This window comes from Cyanobium usitatum str. Tous (genome assembly GCF_963920485.1).
In the GTDB taxonomy this organism is placed as follows: domain Bacteria; phylum Cyanobacteriota; class Cyanobacteriia; order PCC-6307; family Cyanobiaceae; genus Cyanobium_A; species Cyanobium_A usitatum_A.
This window is the reverse complement of the sequence record NZ_OY986431.1, coordinates 2,604,294-2,625,740: the sequence shown is the minus strand read 5'-3', so window position 1 is coordinate 2,625,740 and position 21,447 is coordinate 2,604,294. Positions and strand designations below refer to the sequence as shown.

The window sequence follows — 21,447 nt, the reverse complement described above, 5'->3', positions numbered from 1 at the left end:
CATTGACGCGCAGCCGGGCTGGGTTTTCCAGAGTCTCCCTAACTCCGCTGCAAATAGCCACCAACCTTGCACGAAAGCTCAGAATAAGTTCCCAGCTCGCTAATGCGTCCACTTGATATCACTGCAATCTGATCAGCCGACTCGATCGTGGACAAGCGATGAGCGATGGCAATACGAGTAATAGCCATGGACTCAAGTGTGCGTGTAACCGCAGCTTGGGTAGGAGCATCGAGAGCACTAGTTGCCTCATCTAAAAGTAATATTTTGGGCTGGCCAACAAGTGCTCTTGCCAGTGAGAGGCGCTGACGTTGGCCACCAGAAATGCCCATCGCCCCCTCACTAATTATCGTTTCCAACTGCATTGGCATCCGCTCCACATCAGCAGCCACTGATGCCTGATCAAGTGCCTTCCAAATCTCTTCATGGCTATAAGCCCTACCCGCGCGAACAATCTCGTAAATTGAACCAGTAGGCAGAGGTGCATTTTGAAGCACCACACCCAGCTGGCGCCGGTACTGACGCACAGCCAACTGGGTTAGGTCAACGCCGTCAATATTGATCACACCGGCCTCAAGCTCCATCAGCCGAAGCAAGCAACGTAGAAGAGTTGTTTTACCGCAGCCTGAGACCCCAGTAATTGCAGTGTATCCTCCCTGCGGGATAGTCAGATTAATCTCCTCGAGCAAAGGTAGCGGAGCATCGGGATAACGAACCTTAAGATTCACCAGCTCAATTTTTCCGACAACCTCATGCATCTGAGTGGCCTCACCTGAACCAGCTTCAGGGCTAGCAAACATCACTACGCAGCTACGCTTCCATAGCACCACGAGCTGAGCCACCGTGTTTGCGACCTGCACTGCAAGGCCTGATAACTGGCTGTTGAAGGAGATATACGCTGCCTGAAAAGCAACAAACGCGGCTACTAGTTGGTTTGCACTCAATGCTCCAGGTCCACCAGCCATCGATGGTTGGGTCTTTGCCTGATGCAACATCCACACCAACGCGACAAACATCACAACTTGCCCAAGCGGAGTGAGCACACGAGCAAGGATCTCCAAGGAATCGTTCGCCAGCGACACACGGCGCATCAGCCCGCCAAGCCCCACCACCTTACGAATCCACTGCTCAAATACAAAAGGCTCACTGCCACTAACTCGAATCTGCGGCATACCCACCGCCCCCTGCAATCCCATGTCACTCACGCGAGCCCGTCCCTCTTGCAGGGGTTGTTCAAACTTTGCTGCCTGTAATACCAGCAAAACCATAACCACCGCACTGAGAAGACTAAATGCTGCCGCTACCCAAGCCAGCTGGCTCTGATAGACAAACATCATTATGAGATTAGTGATTGAAAACAACAAGCCAAGCCCAGCAGTCAAAAGACCGCTGCTCACAAGTTGACGCATCTGACTAATCGATCCAACCCGGGCAAGAAGGTCTGCGGTACCTAGCTTCTGGAAAAACTGCAATGGCAGACGCAGCAGATGGCTCCAGACCCCAGCCTCAAGTCGCAAATTCACAAGGGACTCCATCCGGACCATTGCCAAACTGCTAAAACCCTGTGAAACCACAGTGCACAATGCAATCAAAAGGACTACTAAGGAAGTCTCAACAAGCAGTTGTAGATCCCCAAGCGGCAGAACAGTACCAACCAAGAACGAAGTAAGAACGGGTATGCTGAGGTTGAAAATCGCAACCACTAGCGCACTGAATACAACCAACAATAGCGGAGATATATTTGTACCTAATCCAAATCTAAGCAACTGCCAAAGCGAATTCAGCGGCACTGGCAGGGATGCATAGAGCTCGTAGGCATAGGGCTTAAGCGCCAAGCCAGTATCCAAAGGTTGCCTTTGACCGCTAAGAGGATCAAAAACGACGGTCTTTGCGCCAAGCCGATGGACTGAAAGCGGCCGACCGTCGTTCTTAGCAAAAACAATCAGCATGGCTCGCGTAGAGAGAACCAAATCTGCTGGCGTTTTAACATCGCGATGAGCTATGTTGTTAGCCTCCAGTAGAGTGCCGAAATCACCCTTTACAGAAGCTATTTTTCTTTTGTCGCCAAGTATCAACATGGCATAAGCCAAAGCGGTACAGGCTGGATCACCTCCCTCAGCGCTGAGTAGCCCTTGGTGAGGCAAATCCTGCTGAACAACAGATACGCCGCGAAGAAGAGCGTCCTGGCGTGTTTGGGAAAGCGTCATGAGTTGGGCCCTCCAACGACACTGAACAACTCGGCTTCCAATAGTCGCTGGTAGAAACTCCCCGATTGGGCCAGCACTCCAGGCGGACCCTGTTCTACCAACTGACCTTGATCAAGCACAATCACCCAGTCGCTGATCTGCGCTCCATACATTCGATGAGCCACTGTGACCAAGGTTCGTGGCTGGCTTTTAACTGCAGCAAGAATCTGTCGCTCACGACGATCATCCAGGGAACTGGTTGCCTCATCCATCAGCAGCAAGGTGGGCTGACGCAGCAGTGCCCTGGCAATCTCCACACGCTGGCGTTGTCCGCCACTGAGATTTGCACCACCTTCACCCAAATGCAGTGACAGAGCTCCGGCACCACCAAGATCGTCGAGAAGGCCTGCCTGATTCAAAGCAGTCAACGCTTCAGCAGAACTAAAACGTGGATCCCACAAGCTTAAGTTCTGCTCTAGGGTGGCTGGGAATAGAAACACATCCTGGGAGACTAGGGCAATCGAATTGCGCATTGTTGGATCGTCCCAGCCCAGCCAATCACGGCCGTCATAAAGGATAGATCCTTGGGTGGGCCTATAAAGGCCAGCCAGCAAGCGCAGCAATGTGGATTTGCCAGATCCACTACCCCCAACAATAGCTAGGTGTTGACCAGCTTCAAGAGTAAAGTTAATGCCAGAGAACATTAAGGGTGTCGTTGAACTGAACTGATAAACCAATTCACTTAACTCAATCCGTCCGGCCAGCTGACGCTGGTCATCCTTCACATCAGAAGTGATCCTAAAACTGCGAACCATCGGATCGACTTCGCTATCAATAACATCGTTGATACGCCCCACATCACCATCAAGCTGTTGTAGCTGGTTACTGAGAAGACTCAACTGCTGCAGTGGTGCTTGAATCATGCCCATCAGAAATTGAAAGGCCATGAGTTCACCAAGACTGTTCTGACCCAAAATGATCAAGATACCGCCGAGCAGGATGACTCCACAACGCAACAAGAACCCGGAAGTAGAACCAACCAAGCCAACTACGGCCGCAGCAAGAGATTGTTTTTGCAGTTCAGCCAAGGCGTCATTGAAATTTGCAGACCATTGCATAAATGATTCATTTTCGAGACCACTTGCCTTAATACTTTCAATGCATTGAATCACATAAATGCCTGTGCCCTGCGCTTTTCCCTGAAGCATCGCCAACTTATAGTTATCACTTTTACGCACTTCCCTAACCCATAGAGTGAAAGCAGAGTTGCCACCCGCTATCAAAATTGTGAACAAAGACAACCAGGGAGAAATCAACAAACCCACAACAAGGGCAATCAGGCCTGACCCAAGTGACAGCACGAAATCGATGACTCCACTTACGCCGAGCTGCACAAGCGAGAATGGAAGAATCAGCCTGGTTGCAAGCTCTCCACTCATACGCTGAACAAAATAGCGATAGGGAAGGCTGAATAGCGAAATATAGAGCATGCTGCTAATACGCTTAAGCAACTGATTCGCAAGACTGCGTAGAATCAGCTTTTGCAGGTTAAGCATTCCAATCAGTACCACAACAGCAACTGATGTGATCCAAATCACCGGAATGCCGATGTTTTCACGCCCTTCCTGCAGAAAGCCATCGATGAACTGGCTGGTGGCTCCAGCTATGAATAATTCTGGCAGAGCTCCAAAAAGTGAAACCAGGGCAAGCCAGGGCAACAGGCTGCGGTAGGGAGCAAGCAAGCTTGGCACCCAGCGATAAAGGCTTGGATCCCGGCCTCCTGGGCTGAAACCAGCTCCTGGAAGAAGCTCCAGCACAATACCGGTGAAGCTTGTCTGAAATTCTTCCCAGTCGACGCTGCGCCTGCCAAAAGCAGGATCACTCAGATAAGCCCGTCCATGCTCGAAGCCCTCAAGAACTAAAAAGTGATTGAAATTCCAGAAAATGATGCAGGGAAATGAACCCGAGGTGCGCAGGGCTTCAGCAGCGCGACCAAATGCTTTCACTTCAAGCCCAACAAGTTGGGCAGCCTGTTTTAGCTGCAGGGCAGTCACACCATCACGGCTGATCCCGCAAAGCTCACGCAGTTGGGCCAAAGGCAAAATTTTGCCCCAGTAACCAAGCACGATCTTGAGGCTGGCAGCTCCGCATTCAACCGCTTCGTACTGTAAAACAGTGGGTGTAACAACCCGGCGAGAACGCTTCATGTGTTGTCTACCACCAAGCCCATCGCGCGACGGAGCGCCGGCATCACAAACTCGATCGGCCTCAGATGCACAGTAGTGATCTGTACGTCAGCCAGGCTGGTAATGCGTACTGGCTGGGGAGGTCGCCGACCAGAGCTCCAACGGTAACAGCCATAACTGCTTGCCTGGTTACATTCTGCTGGGGTGGATTTCTCCAGCTGTACACGCACGAGATAGGGAGCAGGGACACTCTGCTGAATCGGGGGCACCAAAGCGCGACTCTGTAGAGCACCCATCAACCCATCACTGTCGAGTGGTTGCTTACTGACCTCAATCACTTTACCAGGAATGCCTCCATATTGAGCCCTGGATATACCCTTGGGAGTAACTAACACCGACATACCTTCTACGACCTGTTGCGCGGTGGCAGGATCCAGGAACACTGGGATAGTACCCGGAAGGTAGGGGGGTGTTGTTGTATAAACAAGTAACTCTTGGCCCTGCTTCACAAAGCTGCCGTTGAAGAAGTTTCGACTCAAAAGATAAATGCCTTTGACTGGGGCGAAGACAGTTGTCCGGCTCAAATAAGCAGCCAATTGACTTTGAAGCTTGTTTCGACTATCAAGATTGGAAACCGCTGCCTGCTTCGACTGTTCAATCTGATCATCGCGACTCATCTTCGTGCTTATTTGCGTGGATTTCGCGTTAAGCAGTTGACTTTCCAGGGAATTAATACGCGACTGCTCCTCCAATACAGCCGTACTTGGTAGGTATCCTTGCTTCCAAAGCTTCACGTAGCGTTGGTATAATTCTCTCCTTTGATTAAGCTCCCTCTCAATGGATGATCGCTGATTTGCTTGCAAAGCATTGAGGCCGCCCAATCGGCCTGCACGCTCTGTTCTACCCGTTTGCTGCTGACGCAACATACTTTCTGTGGGCAAAATGCTAACCAGAGACGAGGTCAAGGCTTCCTTGGCAGATTGATCCTCAATTCGGGCAAGTACGGTCCCTCCCGGATAGCTCACAACAGGTGGCGCGTTATCCCGTTCCAACTTTCCTATTTGCATAGGTAAAGATTGAACTGGGGCCGACAGGTCAAGAACCAGACCTTGGCTTGGAGCCAAAGCCAACTCAACCAAAGATTTCAACCTAGCGGCATCGTACACCTCAGTATATAGCGAGCCTGTTTGAATAAGTCCAAGCTGGCGTAGCACGTCATTACGCTCTCTCTGCTCTTCAGGCAAAGTGTTAGGCCCAAACCCACTTACCTGGTAGTGCAGGATTCCGGATGTAGGAGCTTCTAAACTTCTGATCTGACTGCGCGGCGTAGTACACATGCACACAAAAACACCGATGCCATTAACCTGCACCGGCACCCGAGCAAACACAGCCCACAGGACACCTAGCCCCGCAATGGATGCCGCAGCAATAGCTGTCAACCTCACTGGCAGAGGTAAAAATGATGCAGGCTTAGTTGCATCGGCTCCAGCCCGAAGCCGTTCCAAGGCAACTTTCTCAAAAATTCCGAAACGATCCGCTGCACGACTCGAGGAAGAACTTTCCTCGGTTGTCTGGCTAGGGTTGGAATCAGGGTCTCGCGATGTCATCGATCGAGGAGCGGAGAGGGGGTACGGAGCTTGTAGAAAGGTATAAGATCGGTTTACTGCTCAGCCATGTTGCATATTTTTCATTGCTTGCGGAGCGTGACAACCCGCTGATTCAGCAACGGTTGGGTGTTAGCTGGCCAACGGGCTGAGCTACGAAACAATGCCGCAATCGAACCGTTGTAATCCCTCACAGATGAAGCGTAATTACTGGCAGCATTGATGGCCTGATTCAATGCCACCACCAATGAAGACATATCACTCACACCTACATCGAATCGCGCACGCACCGCGGCTGCTGCCGCTCGAGCCGAGGTAACCTGAGCTTCACTACTCTTCATCGCCAACTGACTGGTTTTGTAAGCCGTATATGCCTGCTCCACTTCCCGGGTAACAATCAAGCGATCTAGGGCTGCCTGATCACTCGCTCGCCTGCCGAGTGCTTTCTGTACCTCTGATTGAGCTGCGTTAATGCCGCCATCAAAGAACTGCCAAGTAAAACCCAAACCGAAGCCTCCACTCCAGTTGGTGATGCGAGTATTGGTAGTGACATTGCCCTGCTGTGACGACTGGGTCTGATCATTGTTTATATTCCCATATTGTCCATTCGCTCCCAGGCTGAAACGCGGCCAATAAGTATTGAACAGTGCAGTTGCACTCCAGCGCGCACTAGCTGCTTCGGCCAGACTTGCTTTGATTTCCTCGCGCAGATTTAGGGCCTGTTCAATAGTTGGCTGCAAGGCCTCAGGCCAATCACCCAATGCCTGCAACCCATCGCTCGGGGTCACAAGAGCTCCTGGTGGCATAGCAATTACCTGCGCAAGGCGCGAAGAAGCGTCAATGAACTGGCGATAAGCATTTATTAAGGTGCTCAGGGTCGCAAACTGCTGAGTTCGAATCTGCTCAACGTCTGCGATATTAATCAATCCATTGTTGAACTGAGCTTCTGTTATCTGAACCTGGCGCGTTGTTGCCTTGAGAATATCTGCGTATGCTTCTATCAGTAACCTCTGCTCCTGGAGGCTGTAATAGACTTGCTGGATTTCAAGGACAAGGTTGCGAGCGCTAACGTCAAACAACAATTGCTGGCGTTTAAGGTTCTCACTTGCCGCGTTAATACTTGATCCTCTACTGGGATCAAAGAATGTCCAGCCAACAGTGAGGCCAATATTGGTTGCTGTAGTGGCCGAATTATCATCTACTTGAGCACCATCTCGAAAAGTGCTATTGCTGGAACCAAAGCGACGACCCGGCACAAAAGGTTCTGAGGATGCACTCAGTGTTGGATACCACTGGCGCCTTACGGCAACAAGATTCCATTGCTGGCCTTGAATCTCAGCATAAGTTGCAGCCAACTGAGGACTGTTAAGCAACCCCATCTCTAGCGCCTGGGAGAGAGTAAAACTTTTACTACGTGCATCGATTTCACCCTGTAAACCTCTCAGCTGGGCTTCAAGCTCAGCGGTCAAAGTTTGAGGACGAACCTGGGGAGCAGAAAAGCCCTCAATCTTATAAACAGACTGAGCGCAAAGGGGTGGCGCTAACAATACTGGCAGCACAGCTAAAATGCCGTGCCAAATTTTGGGCATACTAATAAGAATTTTAGTTTACTTTATTGCATTACCTAGCCTAGCCACAAATCAAGCCGGCAGGCGCAAAACCCCTTAATTACACACATTGACAATTAATTGTAAACTTTCGAGTGGATGAAACGTTTTTTTTTAGCCAGAAGAGGTCTGCCGGCAGCACGCAGCCGTCTACTGAATAGCGGAGCAATCCAACTGTGGCCGGGGATCAAGCTCAGAAGCCCGCCTTGGTGAAATCGTCGCCGATGTAGCCAAGGGGCAATTGGTCACGCTCAGCAAGTGCCGCCGCAAAACAATCCCCGAAGTTGAGCTGGGCGCGATGGCCCTGGCCCTTGCCAAAACGCTTGAAGATGCCCAGAGCGCGCTCTGCCAGATCCGCATCCACCGGCACCACATCAGGATCAATGAGATCCAGCAACGTCCGCATCGGTTCGAGCACACGACGGCAGTGAGCAACCAGCAGCAGCTCCTGCAGGGTGCCTGCGGACATGCGTAGGACTTCAGCTTGCTCGAGCGCCTGCTGGTGTCGCTCCCACCCAGGTTCTCGCTGAAGAATTGCGAGCAGCACAGAAGTATCCAGAATCACGACGGCAAGCCCTGCTCGTCGTAAAGCGAATCGGGATGAAAAGGTTTGGCCGTCTCAATGGCCTGATCCTGCAGGACTGGTAACTCGGCACTGAGGCGCCTGCGCCGGCTCAACCACCGCTGCCGCTGCAGCTCCAGCTCCAAGGCATCCCGCACAATCTCCGTGACGCCCCTGCCCGTGAGCTGGCGCAGCTGCTCAAGCAGGGCGTCCACCCGAGGGCTCTTGATGCTGACAGCCATTGCTGAGACTATTTCTAGATTCCAATTCTAGAATCAAAATCCTCCCCTTGGCACCAGATAACAAAGCACCTCTCAAGGGCCTGACGCGAGGCACAGGGGAGAATGGCCCGATCCGTCCCAACGCCCAGCACCGATGTCCGCCGCTCCCTCCACCCCCGCCTACGGCGAACTAACCAACCAGGGGGCCTCGACCAACATCGCCTGGCACCACACCACGGTGGACCGGGCAGCTCGGGCCGAACAACAAGGCCACCGCAGCGCCATCCTTTGGTTCACCGGCCTCAGCGGCTCGGGCAAGAGCACCCTGGCCAACGCCGTGAACTCGGCCCTGTTTGAACGGGGACTCAGCTGCTACGTGCTGGATGGAGACAACATCCGCCACGGCCTCTGCAAGGACCTGGGCTTCTCCGATGCCGCCCGCGAGGAAAACATCCGCCGCATTGGCGAAGTGAGCAAGCTTTTTCTAGATGCGGGGGTGGTGGTGCTCACGGCCTTCGTGTCGCCCTTCAAGGCCGACCGCGACAAAGCCCGCGCCCTTGTGGACCCCGGCGACTTCATCGAAATCCACTGCGCCGCCGACCTAGGCACCTGCGAGCAGCGCGACACCAAGGGGCTCTACGCCAAGGCTCGGGCCGGCGAAATCAAGGAGTTCACTGGCATCTCCAGCCCCTATGAGGCACCGGAAAAACCCGAGCTGCGGGTGCACACCGGCAGCCAGAACCTGGAGGAGTCGGTGGCAACGGTGGTTGCCTACCTCGAGGCTCAGGGAATCATCACGGCGCCGGCGAACTGAGCGGGTCGGGGCTGCGCTCAGCTGCCCGCAACTGCTCGCCCCAAGCATCAAGGAAGGTTTTGGCGCAGCTGGCAACCGGCACCGCCAGCAGCAAACCCAGCAAATCCCCCAGCCCCAGCAGGCTCCCCAGCCGGGCTCCAACCGGCAGGCTGATCAGCAGCCAGGCGGGCTGCAGACCCACAATCCGGCCCATCAGGCGGGGCTGGATCACCTGATCCACCACCTGCCCCACGCTGATGGCCGCGGCCAGCACCTCCAGTCCGGTGCGAGGATCATCGAGAGCAAGCAGCAAGCTCACCAGCAGGATCGTCAGGGCACTGGCGTAGGGCACCAGGGTGGTGAAGCCAATCGCCACCGCAAACAGCACTCCGTAGGGAATACCAAGCAGGGTGAACACCACTATCTGGGCGACGCTGAGGATCAGGGCCAGCAAAACCTGGCCGGCGAAGTAGCCGCGGAAGGTGCGGTTCAAGGTAGTTACCACCAGGCTGCGCGCCCGCGGCGGCAGCCACTGGGCCAGACCGGCGCTGATGCCCTCCCCTCCCAGCAGCAAGAACACCGCCAGCACCAGCACGATCACGGTGTTGACCGTGAGGCCCACGGTGGCCCCGAGCAAACCAAGCAGCTGCTGACTGACCTGGCGGGCCAGCTGGCTGGTGCGGGTGAGCAGCTCGCTGCTGAGGTCGCCGAAATCAGTGGGTAGCCCGCGGGTGCCAGCCCAGGTCTGCAACTGCTGCAGCAACGTTTCCCCCTGGGCCAACCAGCCCGGCAGGGCCGTGATCAACTCAGCCAACTGCTCAATCAGCCGGGGAACCAGCCAAACGGCCGCCAAAGCGAGCAGGCCAAAGCTGAGACCCACCACCAGGGCGTAGGCCAGCCAGCGCGGCAGGCCGCGGCCCATCAGCCAGCGGCTGGGCAAATCGAGCAGAAAGGCAATCAACGCCGCTCCCATAAACAAGGCCGGAAACGGGGCCAGGGGCAGCAGCAGTTGGCGCAGCACCCAGAGGTTAAGCACCAGCAAGGGCAGGGCCAGGCCGGCCTTGAGCCAGGGGGGCAGAACGAGCCGTTCCAGCATCAGCCCATCTGCTCCAGATAAGCCCGGCTGCCCAGCTGCTGCAGCCGGGCGTCCTTAGCCGTTACTTGGCCATGCAACCCATCGCGGTAGTCCGAGATCTCCTGGGCGAGGCGGGGATCAGCGGTGGCCAAGATCTGCGCCGCCAGCAGGCCGGCGTTGAGACCATTACCGATCGCCACCGTGGCCACCGGGACGCCAGCTGGCATCTGCACGATCGAATGGAGCGAATCCACACCCGATAGGGCCCGGCTTTGCACCGGCACGCCGATCACCGGCAGGGTGGTGAGGGCGGCCACCATGCCGGGCAAGTGGGCGGCGCCGCCAGCGCCGGCCACGATCACCTTGAAGCCCCGCTCGCGGGCCATCTGGGCAAATTCCACCATCTCCAGAGGAGTGCGATGGGCCGAGAGCACCCGCACCTCTACCGCCACCCCAAACTGCTCCAGCACCTGCACCGCCGGCTGCATGGTGGGCAGGTCTGAGTCGCTGCCCATAACCACTGCCACCTGGGGTGTATTGGCAGCTTGGGGCGATCCCGATGACGGTCCAGCAGAAGAGAAGGCAACCACACGGCCGCAGGCGGAGAATGGCATTGTCCCGTCTGGCGGCCCTTCTGCCCATGCGCTGGCTCAGCAATGTGCGACTGCCCCAGGCCCAGCGCTGCAGCCATGGCGCCAACCAGCGCTGGCGCATCGGCCTTGATGAGGGCGATCTGATCAGCCTGGTGGAGCCTTTGCCCGCCGGTAGCTGGGCCGCCGGTGACGACTGGCACGGCGACTGGCTCAGCCCAGCCGGGGTGGATCTGCAGATCAACGGCGGCCTGGGCCTGGCTTTCCCGGAGCTCACGCCGGCCGATCTTCCCCAGCTGGAGGCCCTGCTGGAGCTGCTCTGGCGCGATGGTGTCGAAGCGATCTGCCCCACCCTGGTGACCTGCGGTGTTGCACCCCTGCGCCAGGCCCTGGCCGTGCTCGCCGAGGCGCGGGCAGCCCACCAACCGGGCCGCTGCCAGCTACTGGGCGCCCACCTGGAGGGCCCCTTCCTTGAGCCCAGTCGCCGGGGTGCCCATCCCGCCCAGCACCTGGCTGCCCCCAGCCTGGCCGCCCTGCTGCAGCGCATCGACGGCTTTGAAGACGACATCGACCTGGTGACCCTGGCCCCGGAACTGGAGGGGGCCGGCGCCGTGATCACCGCATTGGCCGAGCGGGGAATCGTGGTGAGCCTGGGCCACAGCGCGGCCACGGAAGTCCAGAGCCACGCCGCCTTCGCTGCCGGCGTGAGCATGCTCACCCACGCGTTTAACGCCATGCCGGACATGCACCGGCGCGCGCCAGGGCCGGTGGCGGCTGCCGCCCTGCGGGGGGATGTGGCAATCGGCCTGATCGCCGATGGGGTGCACGTGGAGCCCACGATGGCGGTGCTGCTGCAGCGGCTAGCTCCAGAGCAGGTGGTGCTGGTGAGCGATGCCCTTGCCCCCTACGGCCTCGGCGAAGGCCAGCACCGCTGGGATGAGCGCCTGCTGATCGTGGCCGACGGCAGCTGCCGGCTGGAAGATGGCACCCTGGCCGGCGTCACCCTGCCGCTGCTGGAGGGGGTGCGGCGCCTGGCCCAGTGGACCGGTGAGCCGGCCCGGGCCATCGCCGCGGCCACCGTGCTGCCCCGGCGGGTGCTGGGCGATGACCGCAGCCTCGACCAGATGCTGCTGGGCATGCCCCTGGCAGAAACCCTGCGCTGGCAGGAGGGGCCCGCCGGGCTCAGCTGGCAGCGGCCCGGAGCAGAAGCCACTCCCTAGGATCCGCGCCACGAGCGGATATGCCCATGGCCCCCGACCAGCTACTGGAAGCCAACCAGGCCGAAAAACTCGAGGTGAAGGGCTACTTCGAAACCACCGGCTTTGAGCGCTGGAATCGCATCTACAGCGACAGCGACGACGTCAACCGGGTGCAGCGCAACATCCGCATCGGTCACCAAAAAACAGTGGACAACGTGCTGGCCTGGCTGCAGGAGCAGGGCGGATTGGAGAGCCGCAGCTTCTGTGATGCCGGCTGCGGCGTCGGCAGCCTGACGCTGCCTCTAGCCCAGCTGGGTGCGGGCTCAATCGCCGCCTCCGACCTCTCCGCTGCGATGGTGCAAGAAGCTCAGCGCCGCGCTGGTGAGCTGGGCGTGAAGCCCGGTCAGATCAGCTTCCTGGCCTCCGATCTCGAGAGCCTTGAGGGCCGCTACGACACGGTGATCTGCCTGGATGTGTTCATCCACTACCCCCAGGCCCCGGCCGAGGAGATGGTGCGCCACCTGGCCTCGATGGCCGAGCGCCACCTGATCGTGAGCTTTGCTCCCTACACGCCGCTGCTGGCCCTGCTCAAGGGCATCGGCCAGCTGTTCCCCGGCCCCAGCAAGACCACCCGGGCCTACACCTTGCGCGAGGATGGCATCGTGGCCGCCGCGGCCAAAGCCGGCTTCAAGCCCATGCGCCGCAGTCTCAACAAGGCGCCGTTTTACTTCTCCAGGCTGATCGCCTTCGAGCGGGCCTGACCCCGCAAAGCGGGCAATCCCGCAGACCAACCAGCCCCCTGATTCGATGCCAGACTTTTGCTTGGCAGAGGGCCCCGGGCAAAAGCGCGATGAACGAAATTCTTTTTGTCGTGGAAGAAGCCGAGGACGGGTCATTCCGAGCCAACGCCGTTGGTAGTTCGATTCACACCGAGGCGGAGGATTTAGAGCAGCTGCATCAAGAGATACGTGATGCTGTGCACTGCCACTTTGAGGAGGGTGATGCGCCCCCGTTGATACGGCTTCATCACGTGCGCCAGGAACTGCTGGCCCTGTGAAGATCCCCCGTGATCTCGATGGTGCAGAACTAGCGCGGCGGTTAGCCCGATTTGGCTATGCCGAACGGGCAGCAACACCTCACCATCCCCGCCCATAAACCTTTGCGTGTGGGCACACTCCGGCAGATCCTCAAGGACGTGGCCAATCAAGTTGGCATCAATCTCGACGCGCTGATCCAAGCGCTGGATGCCTGATCGCCTTCGAGCGAGGCTGATTAGCGGCTGGCGCGCACCACCCGAAACGTCAGGTTGAGGCGCTGCTGCTGCAGCCGCAGCCGGCGCGGCAGGGCGTGCTGCCACCACAACTGGGTGGGGGGCTCCATCAACAGCAGATCGCCGTTGTGCAACGCCATGTTGAACGGGGTGCAATCGCCAAAACCAGCGGGCAACTGGCAGGCGCCGGAGGCGACACCGACGCGGTGGCGCGGGCTGGGCTGGGGCCGCAGGCGGAAGTCGCGGGAGGCGCCGAGGCTGAGGGAGGCGATCGGGGCGGTGGGCTCGAGCTCGGGTTCATCGTCCGCGTGCCAGCCCATGGCGTCGCGGCCGTCGCGGTAGCGATTGAGCAGCAGGGAGTTAAAGCGCCAGCCCGTGAGCGCCTGCAGGGCCTCGCGCAGCTCGGCGGCAGCCGGCGACCAGGGCTCAATCACGTTGGCCAGGCCGCTGTAGCTGTAGCCGCAGCCGGGATCGGCCATCCAGCAGGTGAGCCGCGGCAGCAGGTGGCGGCGGCCATAGAGCGTGATCGCCTCCTGCTTCCAGGGCACCTCGAGCTGCAGTCGCTCCAGCAGCTCAGCCGCGGCGCTGGGCGCCAGCCAGGCCGGCCAGTGGCGCAGGTGCAGGCCCGGAGCTTGAACTTCAGCCATCGGCAGCTCCGCGCAGGGCCTCGGGCAACGGCGCCTCCAGCGCAAGCAGGTCGCCATCGGGACAGACCAACTGCAGCCTGTGGGCATGCAGGTGGTAGCCACCATCGCCTGGCAGGGCCCCCGCTTGGGCGCCACCGCCCGGCCCGTAGAGCGGATCGCCCAGCAGGGGCGCCCCGGCGGCGGCGGTGTGGATGCGGATCTGGTGGGGTCGGCCCGTAGCGATCGTGACCTCCACCAGCCAGGCCCGCTCGTCTCGCTCCAGCAGGCGCAGCGCACTGGAGGCGGGCAGGGCGGCGGGATCAGTGGGAGCCGCGGCCCAGATGCTGCCAAGCCGGGCATGGGCACAGCGACCAATCGGTGTGGTGAGGCTGAGCTGTTGGTCGGGCTCCAGCGCCAGCAAGGGGGACTCGGGGACCGGGGACTGAAGCAGGGCCCGGTAGGTCTTGGTGCAGCGGCGTTGCGCCGTGCTCTCCCGCAGCAGGGCACTAAGCCAGGCGCGGCTGGCGGGAAGGCGGGCACACACCAGCAGGCCTGAGGTGAAGCGGCCCAGGCGATGCACGGGCCGGGCCTCAGGCCAGCGGCCCTGCAGCTGGGCCAGCAGGGTGTGCTCCAGGAAGCCACCGGCCGGCAGCACCGGCAGACCGCTGGGTTTGTCGAACACCAGCAGGTCGCCGTCGTCGAACAGGGGGCTGGGCAACACCGGCACGGCCGCCTCCTGCCAGGGGGGCCGATGCCACACCAGCCCATCTCCGGCTGCGAGGGCGACATCGGCCTGGAGCTGCTGGCCGTTCCTGCAGATCTCACCGGCGGCGAGACGCTGCAGCCACACCGCCCCACTGGAATGGGCATAGCGAGCTGCGTAAAACTCGCTGAGCGGCTGGCCCGCGTCTTGGGGTGTCACCCGGTCGAGGTAGGCGTGGCCCCGGTTCAAGGCCTCCGGCAGCTCAGTCCACAAGACTGGTTCAGTCAACGAGACCGGTTCAGTCAACAAGCCCGTGCTCGAGGGCGTAGCGCACCAGTTCGGTGCGGCTGGCGGTGCCGGTTTTGATGAATAGGCGGCTGACGTATTTCTCGACGTTGCGGATCGAGGTTTCCAGCCGCCGGGCGATTTCTTTATTCATCATCCCCTCGGCCACCAGCTGCAACACGCTGGCCTCCCGCGGCGTGAACACATGCTCGGATGCGCTGGCTGGCTTCTTGGTGCCACCGGTGGCGAGCAGGGAACGGATTTCGGTGATCTGCTTAGACAACTGGCCGATATCGGCGTCAGCGAAGCGGGCCGCCTCCGCCAGCAGGCGCTGCTGGCGCTTGACGACGTTGTTGACCCGGGCCACCAACTCATCGGGATCGAAGGGTTTGGGGATGTAGTCGTCGCAGCCGGCCTGGAAACCTGAAACACGATCGGCCGTCATGCCCTTGGCGGTGAGGAAGATCACCGGGGTGCCACCCAGGCGCTCGTCGGCGCGCAACTTCTGCAGCAGCCCGTAGCCATCAAGGCGGGGCATCATCACGTCGCTGAGGATTACATCGGGCAGCATCTCCTGGGCCACGGCCCAGCCCTCCTCACCGTCGTTGGCGGTGGTCACCGCAAAGCCCTCATCTTCCAGATAGGCCTTTACCGCCGTGCGCAGGCCGGGCTCATCGTCGACCAGCAGCAGGCGCACGGGCGTCACTTCTGGTGCCTGGGCCGGGGTCAGATCTGGGTTCATGGCGACCACTCTGCAGGTACCAGTCGGCAGATACCAGTGTGCAGGCGCTCAGCGGGAGCGTCCAGGCACGATCTGCTCGGTTTCCCGCAAGCTGCCGCTGTAGCCGAGCTGGCGGGCCAGGGGCCCTAGGCCAGCTGGATCGTTGCCGGCTTGCTCGGGGAAGCAGGTGGCCCACCACACCAGGTGGTCGATGCGATTGGCGCTCGTGATCGCCCCGCCCGGATTTAGCTCTCGCACGTAGAAATTGGCGCCATCGCTGGTAACCCGCATCGGCGCTGAAGGGGTGCAGCGGATCGTTTCGCTGCGCACCTTGACGTCGTTGGGCTGCTCATCCCAAAGCTTGATGCGCCACAGACCGGGAACCTTGGCATCGGCCACGGCCCCATAAACGCCAATCGCCTGCTTGCCGCCCAGGCCGGGGCGCTCCTGCAGTAGCAACAGTCCTGGCGGCCGGGCATCCTCGGGCCGCACCCCGCCGCCCTCGGCCCAACTGGGTGGCGCCAGCGCTGCTGCAAGGGCCACCAGCAATAGGGTTCTGGTTGGCAACATGGAAGCCTGCAAGCAACCCATGCTCGCCTACCTCGACCACCACGCCACCACTCCCTGCGATCCGGCGGTGGTGGCGGCGATGGCGCCCTGGTGGAGCGAACACTGCGCCAATCCAGCCAACCGCCTTTATCGCCCGGCCCTGGAAGCTGCCGCCGCCGTGGAGCGGGCCCGGGGCCAGCTGGCCCGAGTGCTGGGCAGCAGCGCCGAAACCGTGATCTTCACCAGCGGCGCCACCGAAGCCAACAACCTGGCCCTCAAGGGGGTGTGCGAAGCGGCCCTGGCAGCTGGCAACCCCCGCCGGCGACTGGTGAGCCTGGTGAGCGAACACCGGGCCGTGCTCGACCCCCTGGCCTATCTGGGGCGCCATGGGTTTCCGGTGAGCCTGGTGCCCATCCAGGCCGATGGCTTGGTGGATCTGTCCCAGCTCGAAGCCGCCCTCTGCGACGACGTGCTGCTGCTGAGCGTAATGGCCGCCAACAATGAAATCGGCGTGCTCCAGCCCCTGGCCGCCATCGCCGCCCTCTGCCGCCAGCGGGGAGTGCTACTGCACGTAGACGCGGCCCAGGCCGCCGGCCACATCCCGCTTGCCATCGACGAACTGGGCATCGACCTGCTCAGCCTCAGTGGCCACAAGTTTTATGGACCTAAGGGGGTAGGGGCCCTGCTGGTGCGCCCGGGGCTCCAGCTGGCTGCCCAGCTCCATGGGGGCGGCCAGCAGGACGGCCGCCGGGCCGGCACCCTGCCGGTGCCCCTGGTGGTCGGGCTGGGCGAAGCACTGCTGGGGGCTGAGGCTGATCGGGAGGAGCGGGCCGAGCGGCTGGGAACCCTGAGAGACCAGCTCTGGGCAGGGCTGGAAGCCCTCGGCGGCATCGATCTCAACGGCGATGGCGCACCCCGGCTGGCCCACAACCTGAACGTGACAGTGCAAGGGGTGGATGGCACGCGCCTGCACCGGCTGCTGCGCCAGCGGCTCGCCGTGAGCAGCGGCTCGGCCTGCAGCCAGGGCTCCCCATCCCACGTGCTGGCGGCCCTGGGCCGCAGCCGTCAGCAGGCGGCAGCCTCGATCCGCTTCGGGCTGGGGCGAGGCAGCAGCGATGCCGAGATCGCCCTGGCCATCGAAACGGTCTCGGCTGCGGTGGGGGAGCTGCGCTGAGAACAGAATCCAGCTGAATTAATCAAACCGTCACAACTGGGATGCGCCCTGCTGTCTTCATAGCTACCGTCCGGCCCATCTGCCCTTGATCATGGCCCTCACCCCTTCCAGCGACAGCCGACTGCACGTGCTCCAGGCCGTGGAAGACGGGTGGGCTGCTTTTTGCCGCGCCCCCTGGGCTTTTTTGCTGTTTGAGGCCCTCTCCGCCCTGATCCTGCTGCCCTTCGCCGCCCTGGCCGCCCTGGGAGGGGCTCGCCTAGCCAGCGTGAATGAGGTGATGGCTGTGCACCCCACCGGTGCCTGGGCCGCCCTGATCGTGGGCGTGATCGGCTACGTGATCATTGCCCTTTGGACCGTGGTTGGCCTGACCCGCGGCGCCTGGCTGAGCCTGGAGGGCCGCAAGCCCTGCTTCGCCGACTTCACTCGCTGGGACCGTCCCGCCAGCGCCCGCCTGCTCGGTTCCGGCATCCTGCTGGCGATCGTCATAGCTGTGGCCGGGGCCATCGCCACCCTGATCGGGGCAGGCCTGGGCAAGCTCAACGAAGCCCTCAGCGTGATCCCCATGATCGTGGTGGCGATCTTCTACATCTGGCTGCTGGTCACCCAGAAGTTCCTGATCCAGGTGTCGCTGCTGGGCACCGCTAATCCCACCAAAACCATTGGTTCTGGCGTGAACGTCGTGAATCCCAGCTGGTGGCTGGTGCTGTGGCTCGGAATCATCGAGGGCGTGGTCCACACCATTGGCGGCTTATTCAGCTACGGCGGCCTGCTGGTGGTGGTGCCCCTGGTGTTGTGCATCTCCACCGCCGCCTTCCGCCAGCTGTTTGGCGCTGAAGACCGCACCGGCCTGATCGGCTGATACAGCCTTAGCTGCACCTATCTACCCCTCCTCAGGACGGCGGGAGATGCGCAGCCTGGCGCTGCGGCTGCGCGGATTGGCTTCGGCCTCCTCGGGGCTGGCCTTGATCGCCTTGCGCGTTACCCGCTCCAGCCGATCGTCGGCCAGAAAGGCCGTTTTCACTCGCCGATCTTCAAGGGAGTGGAAGCTGATCACAGCCAGCAGCCCGCCTGGCTCCAGCCAGTTGGGGGCGCTATGCAACAGCTTGTCCAACACCCCCAACTCATCGTTTACGGCAATGCGCAGGGCCTGAAAGGTGCGTGTGGCTGGATGGATGCGGCCGCGGCGGGCCGCCGGTGGGTAGCAACCGGCCACCAGGTAGGCCAGCTCGGCGGTATGGCGCTGTGCCCAGGGCCCCTGCTCCTTGATCTTGCGGGCGATACGGCGCGACAGCCGCTCCTCGCCGTAGGCGTAGATCAGATCTGCCAGCTCGCTCTCGCCGGCACGATCAATGAGTTCCCCAGCCGTCTCGCCGCGCTCTGGGTTCATGCGCATGTCGAGCGGCCCCTCGAGCCGGAAGCTGAAGCCCCGGGCCGCCACATCCAGCTGGGGACTGCTCACCCCCAGATCGGCCAGCACCGCCACAGCATGCTCGGCAGGCACGTAATCAGCGAAGTTGGCGGCCACGATTGTGACCCGATCGCCAAATGGGGCGAGGCGCTCGGCGGCGGCGGCACGGGCGCTTGGGTCCTGGTCCAGCCCCACAAGTCGCAAGCCGGGATGGGACTGCAGCAGCAGCGCGCTATGGCCGCCGCCGCCGAGGGTGCAGTCGATCAGCAGGCCCCCTGGCAGGCAAGCAAAGCCCGCCAGCACCGCCTCGGCCAGCACGGGCACATGTTCAAACAAGCCACTGCTGGCAGGATCAGCCATGGCCATTCAGCGGCGGCGGCGGTGGGGAGAAGCCCAGCTGGCTAGCCGCTGCCCCAAGCAATGGCGAAAGCGACCCCACCAGCTGGGCGCAGGGCGAAAGCGACGGCAGAGCTCGGGCAGCTCCCGCTCCAGTTCCGGGTGACCAAGCACCTGGAGCAGGGTCTGCAACAGACCGAGTTCCGCCGCCTTTCCCTGGCCATCCGCCGCCGCAAACAGGCAGTAGCAGCGGGCGATCGCTAGCTGCTGGCTGGGGTCTGAGATGGCGGCAAGGCTGGCGGCGATCCGCTTGGGATCGGGTAAGCCATGCAGATCCGCGCTCTGGCGCTGGGCATCGCTGAGGCGCAGGCTCTTGAGGCAAAAGTAAAAAAGCTCCCATTCCTCCTGGTCAAAATCGCCATCGGCCAGGCTGAGGGCACGGGCGCCCTGCAGGATCGCCAACCCCACCTGGCTGCTCTCCTCCCCGGTGGGAAGCACTGCCGTGAGGCTGTCGATGAGCAGCTGACGCTGCCGGGCCGCCCGGAGCTGGTGTGGAGCCAGCAGCCAGCGCGAGAGGGCTGCGGCTGCCGGTGCCGCCATCTTTCGCAATGGCGCTGGCTGGTGCTGACCCATGGTTTGCGCGGATTCAACACTGCCCCACCAAGCTTAGGAGCCGTATCCGGGGGCGCTGATGCGATCTGCGCCGTCACGGATCGTCTAGCGGGCCCTTCCTTCCTAAGATCCCCGCAAAGCGCTTAACCCCACGGCCCCATGACGCAGCTGGAGACGCGCACGGAGCCGATGGTGGTCAACTTCGGCCCCCACCACCCCTCGATGCACGGGGTGTTGAGGCTGGTGGTGACCCTCGATGGCGAGGACGTGGTCGATTGCGAGCCGGTGATCGGCTACCTGCACCGCGGCATGGAGAAGATTGCCGAAAACCGCACGAACGTGATGTTCGTGCCCTATGTGAGCCGCATGGACTATGCGGCTGGCATGTTTTATGAGGCGATTGTGGTGAACGCGCCGGAGCGGCTGGCCAATGTGCCCGTGCCTAAGCGCGCCAGCTACATCAGGGTGCTGATGCTGGAGCTCAACCGCATCGCCAACCACCTGCTCTGGCTTGGCCCCTTCCTGGCTGACGTGGGCGCCCAGACGCCATTTTTCTACATCTTCCGCGAGCGGGAGATGATCTACGACCTGTGGGAAGCGGCCACCGGCCAGCGGCTGATCAACAACAACTATTTCCGCATTGGCGGGGTGGCAGCTGATTTGCCCTACGGCTGGCTGGAAAAGTGCCTCGACTTCTGCGATTGGTTTGGTCCCAAGATCGATGAATACGAAAAGCTAATTACCAACAACCCGATCTTCCGTAAGCGAATTGAGGGACTAGGTGTAATTAGCCGCGAGATGGCGATCAATTGGAGCCTGTCGGGGCCGATGCTGCGCGCCTCTGGGGTGCCCTGGGATCTGCGCAAGGTCGACCACTACGAGTGCTACGACGACTTCGATTGGGACGTGGTCTGCGAACAGGAGGGCGACTGCTACGCCCGCTACCGGGTGCGCGTCAAGGAAATGCGCGAATCCCTAAAAATCCTGCGCCAGGCATGCGCCATGATTCCCGGTGGAGCCACCGAGCATCTGGAAGCCCGCCGCATGGCGGAGGGCAAGGGCAGCGAATATGCCGGTTTTGATTATCAATACGTGGCCAAGAAAGTAGCCCCCACCTTCAAGATTCCCGAGGGTGAGCTCTACACCCGCCTTGAATCGGGCAAGGGCGAAATCGGGGTGTACTTGCAGGGCAACAACGACGTCACCCCCTGGCGCTTCAAGATCCGCGCCGCCGACTTCAACAACCTGCAAATCCTGCCCCACATCCTCAAAGGGGCCAAGGTGGCCGACATCATGGCCATCCTCGGATCCATCGACGTGATCATGGGGTCGGTTGATCGCTGAACGGATTGAACAAAGGAATACCGAACGGCTGAAAATCGACAATATTCCGTGTCACAACCGTGAGCTGGTGTATCTGAGCTGTGGCGGCGATCATCGCGTCTTCATAGAGAGTGTCGGATTGACGGTGCATCAGCCGGGCCCAACATCGAAACGTCGGTCCATCCATAGGCAGGATGTTGAAAGTGCGCGTCACCAGATCAAGCCAAGCTTCAATCTCATTGGCTTTACCTAAATCCTGCTGACGGGTGAGCTCAATGCCTGCCTGAATTTCAGCCAAGGTCACAGCCGAGAGGTGCAGAAAGCTGTCGTCCACAGCTTCTAACCAGGCCAGCACGACCCCATGGGGGCGGGCCCTGCGCAACTCTGAAACCACATTGGTATCGAGCAAATACATCGCGG

Annotated in this window: 23 protein-coding genes; 8 read left to right on the top strand and 15 right to left on the bottom strand. The window is 60.6% G+C overall.

All coding sequences use genetic code 11. The annotated features are described in order from the left end of the window. Positions 1–38: 38 nt before the first annotated feature. From U9970_RS14095 to U9970_RS14070, 6 genes are all read right to left on the bottom strand, one after another. Entirely contained in the window at positions 39–2,204 is a 2,166-nt protein-coding gene (locus U9970_RS14095) for an ATP-binding cassette domain-containing protein (RefSeq protein ID WP_322764731.1), read from the bottom strand. After that, positions 2,201–4,390 (bottom strand): ATP-binding cassette domain-containing protein, encoded by a 2,190-nt coding sequence (locus tag U9970_RS14090; RefSeq protein ID WP_322764730.1) that lies wholly within the window; start codon positions 4,388–4,390, stop codon positions 2,201–2,203. The genes U9970_RS14095 and U9970_RS14090 overlap by 4 nt, the downstream gene beginning before the upstream one ends. Beyond that, positions 4,387–5,808, bottom strand: coding sequence for a hypothetical protein (locus tag U9970_RS14085; protein ID WP_322764729.1), 1,422 nt, complete (start codon positions 5,806–5,808; stop codon positions 4,387–4,389). Before U9970_RS14085 ends, U9970_RS14090 begins: the two co-directional genes overlap by 4 nt. A gap of 248 nt (positions 5,809–6,056) precedes the next feature. Next, positions 6,057–7,562 carry a TolC family protein gene (locus tag U9970_RS14080; RefSeq protein WP_322764728.1) on the bottom strand — a complete coding sequence of 502 codons (1,506 nt, stop codon included), beginning with the start codon at positions 7,560–7,562 and terminating at the stop codon, positions 6,057–6,059. Positions 7,563–7,773: 211 nt separating this feature from the next. Next, positions 7,774–8,127 carry a type II toxin-antitoxin system VapC family toxin gene (locus U9970_RS14075; RefSeq protein WP_322764727.1) on the bottom strand — a complete coding sequence of 118 codons (354 nt, stop codon included), beginning with the start codon at positions 8,125–8,127 and terminating at the stop codon, positions 7,774–7,776. Positions 8,128–8,141: 14 nt separating this feature from the next. Beyond that, positions 8,142–8,384, bottom strand: coding sequence for a type II toxin-antitoxin system VapB family antitoxin (locus U9970_RS14070; RefSeq protein ID WP_161956159.1), 243 nt, complete (start codon positions 8,382–8,384; stop codon positions 8,142–8,144). Between the two features lie 133 nt (positions 8,385–8,517). Here U9970_RS14070 and cysC point away from each other — a divergent pair, with 133 nt between their 5' ends. Next, a complete protein-coding gene (cysC, locus tag U9970_RS14065; protein ID WP_322764726.1) occupies positions 8,518–9,177 on the top strand; it encodes an adenylyl-sulfate kinase in 660 nt (219 codons plus the stop codon). Here cysC and U9970_RS14060 read toward each other — a convergent pair. Both U9970_RS14060 and purE read right to left on the bottom strand, forming a co-directional pair. Continuing rightward, positions 9,158–10,252, bottom strand: coding sequence for an AI-2E family transporter (locus U9970_RS14060; protein ID WP_322764725.1), 1,095 nt, complete (start codon positions 10,250–10,252; stop codon positions 9,158–9,160). The genes cysC and U9970_RS14060 overlap by 20 nt on opposite strands. Continuing rightward, entirely contained in the window at positions 10,252–10,746 is a 495-nt protein-coding gene (gene purE / locus U9970_RS14055; RefSeq protein WP_322764724.1) for a 5-(carboxyamino)imidazole ribonucleotide mutase, read from the bottom strand. The genes U9970_RS14060 and purE overlap by 1 nt, the downstream gene beginning before the upstream one ends. 125 nt (positions 10,747–10,871) lie before the next feature. Between purE and U9970_RS14050 the strand changes: the two genes are divergently transcribed. The 4 genes from U9970_RS14050 (at position 10,872) to U9970_RS14035 (ending at position 13,272) form a co-directional block, all read left to right on the top strand. Then, the gene (locus tag U9970_RS14050; protein ID WP_322766152.1) at positions 10,872–12,041 is read left to right on the top strand and encodes an N-acetylglucosamine-6-phosphate deacetylase; all 1,170 of its coding nucleotides are present in this window, start codon (positions 10,872–10,874) and stop codon (positions 12,039–12,041) included. A gap of 26 nt (positions 12,042–12,067) precedes the next feature. Then, positions 12,068–12,781, top strand: coding sequence for a magnesium protoporphyrin IX methyltransferase (gene bchM, locus U9970_RS14045; protein ID WP_322764723.1), 714 nt, complete (start codon positions 12,068–12,070; stop codon positions 12,779–12,781). Positions 12,782–12,870: 89 nt separating this feature from the next. Then, complete coding sequence (locus tag U9970_RS14040) at positions 12,871–13,077, top strand: 2-oxoisovalerate dehydrogenase (protein WP_254931865.1); 207 nt, start codon at positions 12,871–12,873, stop codon at positions 13,075–13,077. A gap of 51 nt (positions 13,078–13,128) precedes the next feature. Further along, a complete protein-coding gene (locus U9970_RS14035) occupies positions 13,129–13,272 on the top strand; it encodes a type II toxin-antitoxin system HicA family toxin (protein ID WP_322764722.1) in 144 nt (47 codons plus the stop codon). 20 nt (positions 13,273–13,292) lie between these two features. On the opposite strand, the gene U9970_RS14030 is transcribed toward U9970_RS14035, so the two are convergent. From U9970_RS14030 to U9970_RS14015, 4 genes are read right to left on the bottom strand one after another with little or no spacing between them, the layout of a single operon-like run. After that, a complete protein-coding gene (locus U9970_RS14030) occupies positions 13,293–13,937 on the bottom strand; it encodes an alpha-ketoglutarate-dependent dioxygenase AlkB family protein (RefSeq protein WP_322764721.1) in 645 nt (214 codons plus the stop codon). Beyond that, positions 13,930–14,907, bottom strand: coding sequence for an RluA family pseudouridine synthase (locus U9970_RS14025; RefSeq protein WP_322764720.1), 978 nt, complete (start codon positions 14,905–14,907; stop codon positions 13,930–13,932). The genes U9970_RS14030 and U9970_RS14025 overlap by 8 nt, the downstream gene beginning before the upstream one ends. Positions 14,908–14,917: 10 nt before the next feature. Then, entirely contained in the window at positions 14,918–15,646 is a 729-nt protein-coding gene (locus U9970_RS14020) for a response regulator transcription factor (RefSeq protein ID WP_322764719.1), read from the bottom strand. 48 nt (positions 15,647–15,694) lie between these two features. Beyond that, positions 15,695–16,192: a hypothetical protein gene (locus U9970_RS14015; RefSeq protein WP_322764718.1), complete on the bottom strand. Its 498-nt coding sequence runs from the start codon at positions 16,190–16,192 to the stop codon at positions 15,695–15,697. A 22-nt stretch (positions 16,193–16,214) separates the two neighbouring features. On the opposite strand from U9970_RS14015, the gene U9970_RS14010 reads away from it, so the two are divergent. Both U9970_RS14010 and U9970_RS14005 read left to right on the top strand, forming a co-directional pair. Then, positions 16,215–17,348, top strand: coding sequence for a cysteine desulfurase family protein (locus tag U9970_RS14010; RefSeq protein WP_322764717.1), 1,134 nt, complete (start codon positions 16,215–16,217; stop codon positions 17,346–17,348). A gap of 91 nt (positions 17,349–17,439) precedes the next feature. Beyond that, complete coding sequence (locus U9970_RS14005) at positions 17,440–18,207, top strand: hypothetical protein (protein WP_322764716.1); 768 nt, start codon at positions 17,440–17,442, stop codon at positions 18,205–18,207. Between the two features lie 21 nt (positions 18,208–18,228). Here the strand turns inward: U9970_RS14005 and rsmH are convergent, their stop codons facing one another. Continuing rightward, the gene (gene rsmH / locus U9970_RS14000) at positions 18,229–19,116 is read right to left on the bottom strand and encodes a 16S rRNA (cytosine(1402)-N(4))-methyltransferase RsmH (protein ID WP_322764715.1); all 888 of its coding nucleotides are present in this window, start codon (positions 19,114–19,116) and stop codon (positions 18,229–18,231) included. Positions 19,117–19,122: 6 nt separating this feature from the next. Beyond that, the gene (locus tag U9970_RS13995) at positions 19,123–19,692 is read right to left on the bottom strand and encodes a hypothetical protein (RefSeq protein ID WP_322764714.1); all 570 of its coding nucleotides are present in this window, start codon (positions 19,690–19,692) and stop codon (positions 19,123–19,125) included. Positions 19,693–19,863: 171 nt separating this feature from the next. Here U9970_RS13995 and U9970_RS13990 point away from each other — a divergent pair, with 171 nt between their 5' ends. Then, the gene (locus U9970_RS13990) at positions 19,864–21,048 is read left to right on the top strand and encodes an NAD(P)H-quinone oxidoreductase subunit H (protein WP_254942421.1); all 1,185 of its coding nucleotides are present in this window, start codon (positions 19,864–19,866) and stop codon (positions 21,046–21,048) included. Here U9970_RS13990 and U9970_RS13985 read toward each other — a convergent pair. Then, entirely contained in the window at positions 21,026–21,442 is a 417-nt protein-coding gene (locus tag U9970_RS13985) for a type II toxin-antitoxin system VapC family toxin (protein ID WP_322764713.1), read from the bottom strand. The genes U9970_RS13990 and U9970_RS13985 overlap by 23 nt on opposite strands. Positions 21,443–21,447: the final 5 nt, after the last annotated feature.

What these genes read in the sequence shown, in the direction of transcription:
- U9970_RS14020 (WP_322764719.1), bottom strand. Translation starts at nt 15,646, where the DNA reads ATGAACCCAGATCTGACCCCGGCCCAGGCACCAGAAGTGACGCCCGTG.
- U9970_RS14050 (WP_322766152.1), top strand. Translation starts at nt 10,872, where the DNA reads ATGCGCTGGCTCAGCAATGTGCGACTGCCCCAGGCCCAGCGCTGCAGC.
- U9970_RS14005 (WP_322764716.1), top strand. Translation starts at nt 17,440, where the DNA reads ATGGCCCTCACCCCTTCCAGCGACAGCCGACTGCACGTGCTCCAGGCC.
- U9970_RS14060 (WP_322764725.1), bottom strand. Translation starts at nt 10,252, where the DNA reads ATGCTGGAACGGCTCGTTCTGCCCCCCTGGCTCAAGGCCGGCCTGGCC.
- U9970_RS14095 (WP_322764731.1), bottom strand. Translation starts at nt 2,204, where the DNA reads ATGACGCTTTCCCAAACACGCCAGGACGCTCTTCTTCGCGGCGTATCT.
- U9970_RS14080 (WP_322764728.1), bottom strand. Translation starts at nt 7,562, where the DNA reads ATGCCCAAAATTTGGCACGGCATTTTAGCTGTGCTGCCAGTATTGTTA.
- rsmH (WP_322764715.1), bottom strand. Translation starts at nt 19,116, where the DNA reads ATGGCTGATCCTGCCAGCAGTGGCTTGTTTGAACATGTGCCCGTGCTG.
- U9970_RS14030 (WP_322764721.1), bottom strand. Translation starts at nt 13,937, where the DNA reads ATGGCTGAAGTTCAAGCTCCGGGCCTGCACCTGCGCCACTGGCCGGCC.
- bchM (WP_322764723.1), top strand. Translation starts at nt 12,068, where the DNA reads ATGGCCCCCGACCAGCTACTGGAAGCCAACCAGGCCGAAAAACTCGAG.
- U9970_RS13990 (WP_254942421.1), top strand. Translation starts at nt 19,864, where the DNA reads ATGACGCAGCTGGAGACGCGCACGGAGCCGATGGTGGTCAACTTCGGC.
- U9970_RS14010 (WP_322764717.1), top strand. Translation starts at nt 16,215, where the DNA reads ATGCTCGCCTACCTCGACCACCACGCCACCACTCCCTGCGATCCGGCG.
- U9970_RS14070 (WP_161956159.1), bottom strand. Translation starts at nt 8,384, where the DNA reads ATGGCTGTCAGCATCAAGAGCCCTCGGGTGGACGCCCTGCTTGAGCAG.
- U9970_RS13985 (WP_322764713.1), bottom strand. Translation starts at nt 21,442, where the DNA reads ATGTATTTGCTCGATACCAATGTGGTTTCAGAGTTGCGCAGGGCCCGC.
- U9970_RS13995 (WP_322764714.1), bottom strand. Translation starts at nt 19,692, where the DNA reads ATGGCGGCACCGGCAGCCGCAGCCCTCTCGCGCTGGCTGCTGGCTCCA.
- cysC (WP_322764726.1), top strand. Translation starts at nt 8,518, where the DNA reads ATGTCCGCCGCTCCCTCCACCCCCGCCTACGGCGAACTAACCAACCAG.
- U9970_RS14040 (WP_254931865.1), top strand. Translation starts at nt 12,871, where the DNA reads ATGAACGAAATTCTTTTTGTCGTGGAAGAAGCCGAGGACGGGTCATTC.
- U9970_RS14090 (WP_322764730.1), bottom strand. Translation starts at nt 4,390, where the DNA reads ATGAAGCGTTCTCGCCGGGTTGTTACACCCACTGTTTTACAGTACGAA.
- purE (WP_322764724.1), bottom strand. Translation starts at nt 10,746, where the DNA reads ATGGGCAGCGACTCAGACCTGCCCACCATGCAGCCGGCGGTGCAGGTG.